This is a genomic window from Pelomonas parva, assembly GCF_043555835.1.
GTDB classification, from domain to species: domain Bacteria; phylum Pseudomonadota; class Gammaproteobacteria; order Burkholderiales; family Burkholderiaceae_C; genus Pelomonas; species Pelomonas parva.
In genome coordinates, this window is the sequence record NZ_JBIGHV010000002.1 from 254384 (window position 1) to 266223 (window position 11840).

The window sequence follows — 11840 nt, forward strand, 5'->3', positions numbered from 1 at the left end:
TTGCGCTGTGGTTGCGGAGTGCACAACTGATGGACAGCGCCCTGCGAGATCCCGACCTCCCAGCCGACCTGAGCCCACTGGCCTGGGTGCAGGAAGAGCTGCGCCGCTCGCTGGAGTCGGTGCACAAGACCTTGCGCCGCCTCGTGCGCGACGGCAACGACAACCGCGTCACGGCCTTCGGGTCCGACGCGCAGCCCAGTCTGCCGCTGCAGCAGGCCGCCGCCCAGCTGCACCAGGTCAGCGGCGTGCTGTCGCTGGTCGGGCTGCCGGCCGGTGCCGCCGTGTTGCGCGCCGCCGAGGCTGCGGTCGCCTGGCTGGCCGAGCGGCCGCTGGAAGTGGAGGCCGCAGCCGTCGACACCATCGAGCGCGCCGACTTCGCGCTGCTGGCCTACGTCGCCCGGCTGCTGGCCGGCAGCAAGACCTCCGCGCTGGCGCTCTACCCGAGCTACCGCGCGCTGCAGCAGCTCAACCGCGTGGAGCGCATCCATCCGGCCGACCTGTGGCCCTACGACTGGTCCTGGCGCAGCTTGGCCGTGGAGGCCGGCGTGCTGCCGCGCTCGCCCGACGCCGTGCGCGCGCCGTTCGAGTCGGCGCTGCTGCGCCACATGCGCGAGCCGAGTCCCACCCATGCGGCCAACCTGTCCGGCCTGTGTGCCGGCCTCGCGGCGGCGCTGCCCGCCGGCCAGGGCCGCACGCTGTGGCAACTGGCCGCCGCCGTCTTCGAAGGCCAGGCGCTCAAGCTGCTGCGCAACGACGCCTACACCAAGCGCCTGGGTTCCAAGCTGCTGCATGAGCTGCGTCTCGTGGGCCGCGGCGAGCAGGACGACCCGCAGCGCGAGCGCCTCGCGCAAGACCTGCTGTTCTTCTGCGCGCAATGCCGCGTCACGCAGGGCGCCGGCCCGCGCCTGAAGGCCGTGCACGAGGCCTACCGGCTGACCGACGAACATGCCGGCGACTATGAAGACGCCAGCCTCGGCAGCATCGACCCTGCCTGGGTCGTGCAGGCCAAGCGCCGCGTCATGGCCGCCAAGGAGAGCTGGTCCAGCGCCGCCGAGGGCGACCAGCACCGCCTGACCAGCCTGGACGAGCAGTTCGCCGGCCTGGCCGAATCGCTGACCCGCCTGTTCCCCAGCGGCGAGGTGCTGGCCCAGACGCTGCAGCGCGCCGTCGTCGCGACGCTGCGCTCGCGCAGCACGCCGCCGCCCGCACTGGCGATGGAAGTCGCTACCAGCCTGCTGTACGTCGAGGCCGCGCTGGAAGACGCCGCCTTCGACCAGCCCGAACAGGCCGAGCGCGTGCGCCGCCTGGCGCGCCGCGTCGAGGCCGTGGGCCACGGCCAGCCGGCCGAGCCGCTGGAAGGCTGGATGGAGGACCTCTACCGCCGCGTCTCCGACCGCCAGACGCTGGGCAGCGTCGTGCACGAGTTGCGCGCCAGCCTGTCCGAGATCGAGCGGCAGTGCGACGAGTACTTCCGCAGCCCCACGCAGCGCGAGCTGCTCATCCCCGTGCCCGGCCAGTTGCAGGCCATGCGCGGCGTGCTCAGCGTGCTGGGCCTGGACCAGGCAGCCCTCGCCACCGTGCGCATGCGTGACGAGGTCGACAGCCTGGCCAGCACCGAGATCGACTTCGACCGCCCCGGCGCGCGCGACGTCTTCGAGCGCTTGGCCAACAACCTGGGCGCCCTGGGCTTCCTCATCGACATGCTGAGCGTGCAGCCGGCCCTGGCCAAGCGCATGTTCCATTTCGACGATGCCAGCGGCCGGCTCGACCCGGTCATGGGCCGCCATGAAGGCGCCGTCGAACTGCCCGATTTCGAGGCCAGCGGCTTCCACATCGACCTGGATGACGAGCCGCGCGAGGCCCCGTCTTCGCACGAGACCACGCAGCCGCTCCGCATCGACCTGGCCACGCTGGACCTGCCCGACCTCAGCCTGCCCGACCTCGACCTGTCGGAGCCCGCGCCCGAACCGGCTCCTGCGCCGCCGCCCGCGCCCGCACGCGCGCCTGCCGCCGCGTTCGAACCCAGCGTCGCCGATGACCCGGAGATGCGCGAGATCTTCCTGGAGGAGGCCGACGAGGTCATTGCCAACGCGCGCGCCGCGCTGGCCGCGTTGCGCGAGGCGCCGGCCGACCCGGGCCAGCTCACCATCGTCCGCCGCGCCTTCCACACGCTCAAGGGCAGCGCCCGCATGGTCGGCCTGACCGACTTCGGTGAAGGCGCCTGGGCCTGCGAGCAGCTCTTCAACACCCGCCTGGCCGAGGCCCATCCGCAGGCCGACGCGGCGCTGGCCGGCTTCACCGCCGAGGCGCTGGACTATTTCGCCCACTGGCGCGAGCAGATCGCCGGCAACCAGCCTGGCCACAGTTCGCCCGAGCCGCTGCGCCTCAGCGCCGATGCGCTGCGCCTGCGCGGCGAGCGCCTGCCGCTCGTCGAGCCCGAATCGGCTCCCGATGTTCCGGCGGCCATTGACCTGCCGCTGGAGCCCGAGGCCGCAGCTGAAGGCGCCATCGACGCCGCCGAGCCGCTGCCGCTGCCCGAGGTGCTCGACATCACCGAAGCGTCGCCGGGCGATGTCGATCAGCCGCTGGCACCGGACTTCATGCTCGACCTGTCCGAGCCGGAGCCCGCCAGCGCCGACGCCGACACCGCCGTGGCGGCGCGCTTCGTGCTGCCCGACGAAGAGCACACGCTGGACCTCGGCGCCGCCGCTGACGAACCGGCGCCGCACCACGCGCCGACCGAGCCCATGCCCCTGCCGCAGGCGGTGGAGATGGCGGACGAGGAGACGCTGGCCAACTTCAGGTTCGAACTCGACCTGGACGAGCCGCCCGCTGCCGAAGCCCAGCCGCTGCCTGCCGGCGAGGCACCGCAGCAGCCCGAGGAGACGACGCTGGTCCTGCCGGCGCTGCAGCCCGACGAGCCCGAACCCGTGTTCGAGCCGGCCCCGGCCGTTGCCGTTGCCGAGAGCGCCGACCTCGCCGACGCGTTCGACCCGCTGGACCCGCTGGACCCGGAAGAGGGCTACAAGCTCATCGGCCCGCTGCGCATCAGCATCGCGCTGTTCAACATCTTCCTGAACGAGGCCGACGAGTTGTCGCGCAAGCTGTCCGTCGGCCTGGCCGAATGGGCGGTCGGCATGAGCCCGCCCGTGCCGCAAAGCTGCGAGGTGCAGGCCCATGCGCTGGCCGGCAACGCCGGCACGGTGGGGCATGACGAGTTGTCCAGCCTGGCACGCGAGCTGGAGCACGCGCTTGGCCGCGCCCAGCGCGCCGTGCGCTACGAAACCGAAGACGCCGAACTCTTCATCCGCGCCGCCGACGACATCCGCCGCCTTCTGCACCAGTTCGCTGCTGGCTTCCTGAAGCCCAACGACGCCGAGGTCATCGCCCGCCTGCATGCCTACCAGCCGCAGGAAGAGCCGATGACGGGCTCCGGCTCGCTGCACGACACCGTGGCCGGCGATCTCGACGACTTCCTGGCGCGGGATGCGGGCCACACCGAGCCGGCAGCGCTGTTGCCGCTGGACGAGCCGCCACGCGAGACCGAAGCTGCGGCGCTGCCTGAACCCGAACCGGACACCGCGTTCCAGCCCGAGCCGATCGCCGAGCCCGAGCCAGTCATCGCTGCCGTGCCCGCCGTCGAGCCGGAGCCCGAACCCGGCCTGCCCGACGCGATCGAGCACGAGCTCTACCCGATCTTCGAAGAAGAAGGCCGCGACCTGCTGCAGGACCTGCACGGCGCGCTGCGCGACTGGCTGGCCGAGCCGGCCGACCTGGGTCGCTCCGACGCCTGCATGCGCGCGTTGCACACCTTCAAGGGCGGCGCCCGCCTGGCCGGCGCCATGCGCCTGGGCGAGCAGGCGCACAACCTGGAATCGGCCATCGAGGCGCTGCTGCGCGCCGGGGCCGCCGACGCCGAGCAGCTCCACGCGCTGCAGCATGAAGGTGACGTGCTGGAGCATGCCTTCGAGGAACTGGGCCGCAGCCTGAAGGCCCCGGCCGCGCCGGTGGCCGTGGTCGCGCCGCCTGCACCCGTGCTGGTGCCGGCGCCAACCCCTGTGGCTGCCCCGGCTCCCGCCGTCGTGGTCGCAGAACCCTTGGCGCCCGGGCCCGAACCGCTGGCGCGCTTTGCCACGGTCACGCCCTTGGCCGAGGAGGCCGCGCCAGAGCCGGTGCGCGAGATCGACTGGGCGCGATTTGCCGACACCAGCGAGGTGGCCGACGCCGGCGAGAACCTGGCCATCGGCCAGGCCCTGGTGCGCGTGCGCGGCAGCCTGCTGGAGCGCATGGCCACGCAGGCCGGCGAGGTCAGCATCCGGCGCGCGCGCATGGAGTCCGAACTGGTCCAGATGAAGGGCGCGCTGCTCGACCTCGACGACAACCTGGAGCGCCTGCGCACCCAGCTGCGCGAGCTGGACCTGCAGGCCGAGGCGCAGATGCACGCCCAGCAGGAAGCGGCGCAGCAGGGCGGCCGCGAGTTCGACCCGCTGGAGTTCGACCGCTACACCCGCTTCCAGGAACTGACCCGCATGCTGACCGAATCGGTCGGCGACGTGGCCACGCTGCAGCGCACGCTCAGCCGCAACGTGCAGACCGGTGAAGACGAGCTGGCCGCACAGTCCCGGCTGACGCGCGAGCTGCAGGACGACCTGCTGCGCACCCGCCTGGTGGACTTCGACAGCATCGGCGAGCGCATGCACCGTGTCGTGCGCCAGGCCGCGCGCGACAGCGGCAAGCAGGTCAAGCTGGAGATCACCGGCGGCCAGACCGAGCTGGACCGCTCGGTGCTGGAGCGCACGGCAGGCGCCTTCGAGCATCTGCTGCGCAACAGCGTCGCCCACGGCATCGAGATGCCCGAGGTGCGCACCGCCGCCGGCAAGGAGGCCGCAGGCACCTTGCGCATCGAGGTCAGCCAGCATGGCAATGAAGTGCTGCTGAACTTCGTCGACGACGGCGCCGGCCTGAACCTCGCCCGCATCCGCGAGCGTGGCCTGCAACTGGGCCTGATCTCGGCGGATGCCGAGCCCGACGAGGCCCAGCTGCGCCGGCTGATCTTCGCGCCCGGCTTCTCGACGGCCGGCCAGATCACCGAGCTCAGCGGCCGCGGCATCGGCATGGACGTCGTTCGCGCCGAGGTCGGCACGCTGGGCGGCAGCATCGAGACCACGTCGACCGCCGGCAAGGGCACCAGCTTCCTGCTGCGCCTGCCGCTGACGACGGCGCTGACGCAAGTCGTGCTGCTCAAGAGCGCCGACCAGGTCGTCGCCGTGCCGGCGGCGCTGATGCAATCGGTGCAGCGCGTGCCGGTCGAGGCCGTCGAGGCGGCCTATGCCACCGGCAAGCTGCAGCACGGCGGCGCCGAGTTGCCGTTCTACTGGCTGGGCGGCCTGCTCGGCCACGGTGGCCGCGGCCACACGCATGGCAAGCACGCACCCGTCGTGCTGGTGCGCAGCGCCCAGGCGGCGCTGGCCCTGCACGTGGATGAAGTCGTCGGCAACCAGGAAGTCGTCGTCAAGAACCTGGGCGCCCAGCTCAATCGCGTGCCGGGTCTTGCCGGCATCAGCCTGCTGGCCTCGGGCGATGTGGCGCTGATCTACAACGTCGTGGCCCTGGCCGACTGGTACGGCGCCGACGCCCAGGCCCGTCTCGCGGCGGCGCGCGGTGAGATGTCCGAGCACACGCCGGTCGCACCGGAGGCCGAGGAGCTGCAGCTGGCGCCGCTGGTCATGGTCGTCGACGACTCGCTGACCGTGCGCCGCGTGACCCAGCGCCTGCTGGAGCGCGTGGGCCTGCGCGTGCTGCTCGCCAAGGACGGCCTGGATGCGATGGAGAAGCTGTCGGGCGATGAGTTGCCGTCGGTGGTGCTGTCCGACATCGAGATGCCGCGCATGGACGGCTTCGACCTGGTGCGCAACATGCGTGCGGACGGGCGCCTGGCCGGCCTGCCTGTCATCATGATCACGTCCCGCATCGCGCAGAAGCACCGCGACTACGCCGCCCAGCTGGGCGTCGACCACTACCTCGGCAAGCCCTATGACGAGGAACACCTGCTGGGCCTGATTCGCCAGTACACCCGGCAGGCCATCGCGGCCTGAACACCATGTCCCAGGTTGTCGACCACCTCGCCGAGCTGACCGGCTTCCGTGACCGCGACGTCATGGACGTCACGCTGGTCATGGCGCTGCGTGACCTGCTGGAGCCGGAGTCGGCCGCGATCTACCGCACGGTGGGCGAGCCGGGCCATGAGCGCTGGCTGACGCGCGCCCACCTGCGCGCCGGGGACGCCGTCGCCACGGCCGACCCGCTGTGGGCCAAGCCCGATTCGCTGCCGTTGGTGGCCACGCACCCGCTGCGCTTGGAGGCCATGCGCACCCGCAGCGTCACGCAGGTGGCCCAGGGGGGGCAGTGGCTGTACCTGTTCCCTATCGCCACCGATCGCGATGTCATCGGCGTCATCGAGATCCTGTCCACACGCCGGCTCGGCACGGGCGCGCAGCGCATGGTCAGCAGCGTGCTGCGGATCTATCACAACTTCCAGGGCCTGCTCGACTACTCCGAGCGCGACACGCTGACCGGCCTTCTCAACCGCAAGACCTTCGACGAGAGCTTCCTGAAGGTGTTGTCGGACATCCCCGCCCGGCCCGACGCCAAGCACGAGGCCGAGGACCGCCGCCACGACACGGCCACGCCCCACTATGTGCTGGGCGTCATCGACATCGATCACTTCAAGACCGTCAACGACCGCTTCGGCCACCTGATCGGCGACGAGGTGCTGCTGCTGCTCTCAAGGCTGATGCGCGGCTCGTTCCGCTTCCACGACATGCTCTACCGCTTCGGCGGTGAGGAGTTCGTCGTGCTGATGCGCTGCGACGAGGAGATCCATGCCGGCGAGGCCTTCGAGCGTCTGCGGCTGAACACGGAGCGCTACGCCTTCCCGCAGGTCGGCCGCATCACGGTCAGCATCGGCTTCACCGAAGTGCGCCGCGGCGACGGGCCGGCGACCGCCTTCGAGCGCGCCGACAAGGCGGTCTATCATGCCAAGGGACATGGCCGGAACCAGGTGCACAACTACGCGGCCCTGGTGGCCAGCGGCGTCATCCAGGAAGCGGTCCAGCACGACAACAGCGACGCCGAGCTGTTCTGACCCGGTCCTAACGGGTTAGTCGGACGCAAACTGCGGCTTGCTTTTTTGTGGTGAGCGCAATAGCCTTTGGCTGTTCCCCATAACGGGCGCGTCGCAGATGCCCGAGGGTGGTCCAGTGCGGGTAGGCGTGGGCTGAGTTGTTGTTTTCCGGGCGCCAGCGCAGGCGTGGCCGGCAGACCCACATGTCGTGGCATCGCTGCAGGGCACGCATGCGTTATTCCTGGCTTCCGGCAAGCCTTCTGGTGGCTGCTTTCCTGGCATTCGTCGGCACCGCCGTGGGCGCGTCGCAGAGCCTGGGTAACCTGCTGGAGCGCGATGCCGAACGCAGCCGTGCGCTGCACACGCAGACCGAACTCCAGCAGCTGCTGAGGCTGCTGATCGACATCGAGACCGGGCAGCGCGGTTTCATCATCACCGGCCAGCAGCCTTTTCTGAGGCCCTACGAGGAGGCGCTGGACGACCTCGGCAGGCTGCACACCGGGCTGCGCCAGCGCCTGGCCGAGACGGGCGTCAGCACGGCGGCACTGCAGCGGCTGGATGCGCTGATCGAGCAACGGCTGGCGCAGATCAAGGCCAACATCGAGCGCCGCCTGGCGATGGGCGAGGGCGTCATGCGGGACCTGGGCGCCTATGCCGACGGCAAGCGCGTGATGGATGAACTGCGCTTCGAGATCGGGGAGCTCGCGCATGAACAGCGGCAGCGCGTCACGGCCGCAGACCTGGCCACGCAGCAGGTGCAGCAACGCACCACCCGCCTGATGCAACTGCTGCCCGGCGCCGGCCTCGTGACGCTGGCGCTGGCGCTGCTGCTGATGCTGCGCGAGCGCCGCCTGCGCGACCGCGCCGAGCAGGCCTTGCGCAACGCCAATGCGGGCCTGGAGCAACAGGTCGCGCAGCGCACCGAGGCGCTGAGCCGGGCGCTGGCGCGTATCCGCAGCTTTGCCAGCGAGCTGGAGCGCAGCATTGAAGCCGAGCGCCGCCGGCTCGCGCGCGAGGTGCACGACCAGATCGGCCAGGCCGGCACGGCCATCAAGATGCTGGTGTTCGCGCTGCGCGCCCAGTTGGCGCCGCGCACCGAGCCGCTGCTGGACGAGCTGCAGACCATGGCCGACGAGGCCATCCGCGCGGCCCGCCAGATCTCGGCCGCGCTGCGGCCACCGCTGCTGGATGAACTGGGCCTGGAGGCCGCGCTGGGCCACTACCTGCAGACGCTGCAGCGCCAGTCGGGCCTGACAACGACGCTGGCGCTGACCGGCGCGCAAGAGCTGGCGCCGGACCAGGCCAACCCGCTGTTCCGCATCACGCAGGAGGCCTGCACCAACGTGCTCCGGCATGCCGCGGCAACGGCACTGCGCGTGACGGGCCACCCGTGCTTGCAGGGTGGGCGGGACGGCTATGAACTTGAAGTCATCGACAACGGCCGCGGCCCCGGCGACACGCGGGCGGATGCCTCGGGCCTGCGGGGCATGCGCGAGCGCGCGGCGATGGCCGGTGGGGACTTCGACTTCGGCCCCGCTCTGGGTGGCGGCACGCGGGTAAGGGTCTGGCTGCCGCTGCGCACTGCAGGGCAAGAGGCGCTGGACGAGGGTGAGGCCTGGGTATGAGAGTGCTCGTCGTTGATGACCATCCGTTGATGCGCATGGGCATCGTCCAGCTGGTGCTGCAGGAATGGCCCGGTGCCGCCATCGACGAGGCGCCCACCATCGCCGCCGCGCTGGCCTGCATTGCTGCGGCGCGGCCGGACCTCGTCACGCTGGACCTGTCCCTGCCCGATGCCCAGGGCACCGAGGGCGCCAGCCGGCTGCTGCGCGCGCTGCCCGGCGTGCCGCTGCTGGTGCTGAGCCTGAACGCCGAGGCCGCCTACGCGGCGCGGCTGATGCAGATGGGCGCCAGCGGCTACCTGCCCAAGGACCGGGCGGCGGACGAGTTGCGCGTGGCGCTGCGCCGCCTGTCCGAGGGCGGGCGCTACGTCACGTCGGCCATGGCCGACCACCTGCTGGGCCTGCTCAGCGGCAAGGCGCCGGATGCGCTGCCGCATGAGCAGCTGTCGGCCCAGGAGCACCGCGTCATGCTGCTGATCGCCGCCGGCCGCACGCCGGCCCAGATCGCCGAGGTCATGCACCTGTCGGTGAAGACGGTGGGCAGCTACCGCGCGCGCATCCTGGAGAAGGCGGGCTGGACCAACAACACCGAGCTGACGAAGTACTGCATCCAGCACGGCCTGACGGAACTTTGAGCGGCGGCGCCGGTGCACGCCGGCCTGTAGGCAACTTACCTACGCGCGCTCGCGGCAAAGCCGCTGCGGCGCTCGCGGCATCCCCCGCTGCCGCCAGGACGGCCCGGGGACGACGATGCCGTCCATGAACATATTCCTCGTCGAAGACTCCGCCTCCATCCGCCGCCTGCTGGTGCGCCGCCTGGATGTCATGCCCGGCATGCGTGTGGTCGGTGAGGCGGCCGGGCAGGAGCAGGCGCTCGGCCTGATCCGCTGGACGGCGCCGGACGTTGTGCTGCTGGACCTGTCGCTGGCCAACGGTTCGGGCTTGAGCCTGCTGCGCGAGTTGCGCCGTTCGGGCTACACCGGCCGCATCGCCGTGCTGACCAGCGAAGACATCGACATCTACCGTCGCGCCTGCATGGACGCCGGTGCCGACGCCTTCTACGACAAGGCCAGCGGGCTGGAGACGCTGTTCGGCGACCTCGCCGAGCTGCAGCCGCAAGCCACCGCCGCCGAGGACAGCAAGCCCGTGGCCATGCTGCGAGACGGCCTGACGGGCCTGTATGGCGCGACCGCCCTGTGCGAGCGCCTGGACCAGGCTGCCCGGATCGCCACCCGCGACAAGGTCGACCTGGCCGTCTACGTGCTGCGCCTGGCGGGCCTGGCCGAGTTGCCGGCCGACGTCTCTGACGCGCTGGCCCTGCAGGTCGCCGAGCGCCTGAGCGCAGCTTGCGGCGAGGCCGACATCGTGGCGCGCAGCGCCGCAAACCAGTTCGCCTTCGTGCTGACCCGCGTCGACCAGGCCGGCCAGGCCGCCGCCCACGCCGAGCACCTGAGCACGCTGATGGCCCAGCCCTTCAATGCCAACGGCCACGACTATGCACTCGGCCTTGAGCTGGGCATGGCGCTCTTTCCTGCCGATGCGGTGTCCCCGCGCGGCCTGCTGACCCTGGCCGAGGCCACCGCTTTCGGCGCCCTTTGATGCGCGCTGCAAGCGGGTCGGAGCCCTGAAATGCCAACTGCTGCACGGCAGCCCCGGCGCGTAGGCAATTGACCTACGCGGGCTGGCGGAGATCTCGCTGCCGACATACCGGCATCGCCCGCTGCCGAAAAAGCCGCGTCGGTTCGAAGATCACACCATCGACAAACGGCCAGGGCGCAACACCAGTCCCGACCCCGGCAACCGCGCCCAAGTGCTTCAAATCAACCCGGAGAAATGACGATGACCTTGCTGAAGATCGCCAAGCCGCTGGCCCTGCTGATCGCCCTCCTGCCTGCCTTCGTCCAGGCCGCCACGACCGGCAACACCTTCCAGGTCACGGCCACCGTCACCAGCGCCTGCACCGTATCGGGCACGACGCTGAACTTCGGCGCCAGCATCGACCCGCTGGCCACCGCCACGCCGCTGGATGCCACGTCCACGCTGAGCGTGGTGTGCACGAACACCACGCCGTACACCGTGGCGCTGAACGCCGGCACCAACGCGGGCGGCGCCTCCAACTTCGGCGCGCGCACGATGAAGAGCGGCAGCAACACGCTGGGCTACCAGCTCTATCTGGACGCCGGCCGCTCCAGCGTCTGGGGCGACGGCACGGCCAGCAGCAGCACCTCGCCCGGCACCGGCACGGGCAGCACGCAGACGCTGACCATCTACGGCCGCCTGCCTTCACTTGCCAATGTCATCCCGGGGAGCTACACCGACACCGTGACGGTCACTGTCAGCTATTGAAGGAGGTTAGTGATGAAGCGCCTCGTCCAGGTTCTCGCGCTGTGTCTGCTGCCGCTGCTGGCCAAGGCGGCTGACGTCACGTTGATGCCCGTCACCGTCAAGCTCGACCGGATGAACGACCGGGCCACGGTGCAGGTGGTCAACAACGGCCAGGAGCCGGTGCTGATGCAGGCCGAGGCCATCGCCTGGAACCGTGTCGGCGGCCTGGACATCGACGCCCCGACCACCGACCTCATCGTCAACCCGCCCGTCTTCACCGTGCAGCCCGGGCAGACCCAGGTGCTGCGCCTGGGCCTGCGCCGCAGCCAGGCGCTGGCGCAGGAAGCCACCTACCGCATCGTGCTGCGCGAGGTGCCGCTGCCACGCGCGTCGGACGCGCTGAACGTGGCCGGCAGCGTGCGCGTGCTGGTGGCGCTGCGTGTGCCCGTCTATGTCGCGCCCACCCAGGTCCGGCGCGGCGAGCAATGGCAGGTCAACCGTGCCGCCAACGGCGAGGTGCTGGCCCAGGTGGTCAACACCGGCAACGTCCACCTCAAAGTGGCCGAGTTGCGCCTGGCAGGCGAGGGCGGCGAGGCGCTGGCGCTGCTGGCGCAGAAGGGCAGCACCTCCGTCATCTTCCCTGGCGAGCAGCGGGTTTTCCGCCTGCCGGCCGTCGCCCAGGCCACGCAGGTGCTGGTGCGCACCGACGAAGGCCTGCAGGCGGTTGCGCTGAATGACGTGCGTGAGGCCGTCAAGCCCTGACCCTTGCC

The 11840-nt window shown here is 71.0% G+C and carries 7 protein-coding genes; all 7 read left to right on the top strand.

Going from position 1 to position 11840, the window contains the following annotated elements; genetic code table 11:
* Positions 1-29 precede the first annotated feature (29 nt).
* The 7 genes from ACG00Y_RS04685 (at position 30) to ACG00Y_RS04715 (ending at position 11832) form a co-directional block, all read left to right on the top strand.
* Entirely contained in the window at positions 30-6095 is a 6066-nt protein-coding gene (locus ACG00Y_RS04685) for an Hpt domain-containing protein (protein WP_394476454.1), read from the top strand.
* Positions 6096-6100: 5 nt separating this feature from the next.
* Positions 6101-7144, top strand: a complete 1044-nt coding sequence (locus ACG00Y_RS04690; protein ID WP_394476456.1) for a GGDEF domain-containing protein — start codon at positions 6101-6103, stop codon at positions 7142-7144.
* A gap of 242 nt (positions 7145-7386) precedes the next feature.
* On the top strand, positions 7387-8748 hold the full coding sequence (locus tag ACG00Y_RS04695; protein WP_394476458.1) for a CHASE3 domain-containing protein: 1362 nt from the start codon (positions 7387-7389) through the stop codon (positions 8746-8748).
* Positions 8745-9380 carry a response regulator gene (locus tag ACG00Y_RS04700; protein ID WP_394476460.1) on the top strand — a complete coding sequence of 212 codons (636 nt, stop codon included), beginning with the start codon at positions 8745-8747 and terminating at the stop codon, positions 9378-9380. Before ACG00Y_RS04695 ends, ACG00Y_RS04700 begins: the two co-directional genes overlap by 4 nt.
* A gap of 124 nt (positions 9381-9504) precedes the next feature.
* Positions 9505-10344 (top strand): response regulator, encoded by an 840-nt coding sequence (locus tag ACG00Y_RS04705; RefSeq protein WP_394476462.1) that lies wholly within the window; start codon positions 9505-9507, stop codon positions 10342-10344.
* Positions 10345-10584: 240 nt separating this feature from the next.
* Positions 10585-11091 (top strand): Csu type fimbrial protein, encoded by a 507-nt coding sequence (locus ACG00Y_RS04710; protein ID WP_394476464.1) that lies wholly within the window; start codon positions 10585-10587, stop codon positions 11089-11091.
* Positions 11092-11103: 12 nt separating this feature from the next.
* Positions 11104-11832 carry a fimbrial biogenesis chaperone gene (locus tag ACG00Y_RS04715; protein WP_394476466.1) on the top strand — a complete coding sequence of 243 codons (729 nt, stop codon included), beginning with the start codon at positions 11104-11106 and terminating at the stop codon, positions 11830-11832.
* Positions 11833-11840: the final 8 nt, after the last annotated feature.

What these genes read in the sequence shown, in the direction of transcription:
- ACG00Y_RS04690 (WP_394476456.1), top strand. Translation starts at nt 6,101, where the DNA reads ATGTCCCAGGTTGTCGACCACCTCGCCGAGCTGACCGGCTTCCGTGAC.
- ACG00Y_RS04710 (WP_394476464.1), top strand. Translation starts at nt 10,585, where the DNA reads ATGACCTTGCTGAAGATCGCCAAGCCGCTGGCCCTGCTGATCGCCCTC.
- ACG00Y_RS04700 (WP_394476460.1), top strand. Translation starts at nt 8,745, where the DNA reads ATGAGAGTGCTCGTCGTTGATGACCATCCGTTGATGCGCATGGGCATC.
- ACG00Y_RS04715 (WP_394476466.1), top strand. Translation starts at nt 11,104, where the DNA reads ATGAAGCGCCTCGTCCAGGTTCTCGCGCTGTGTCTGCTGCCGCTGCTG.
- ACG00Y_RS04685 (WP_394476454.1), top strand. Translation starts at nt 30, where the DNA reads ATGGACAGCGCCCTGCGAGATCCCGACCTCCCAGCCGACCTGAGCCCA.
- ACG00Y_RS04705 (WP_394476462.1), top strand. Translation starts at nt 9,505, where the DNA reads ATGAACATATTCCTCGTCGAAGACTCCGCCTCCATCCGCCGCCTGCTG.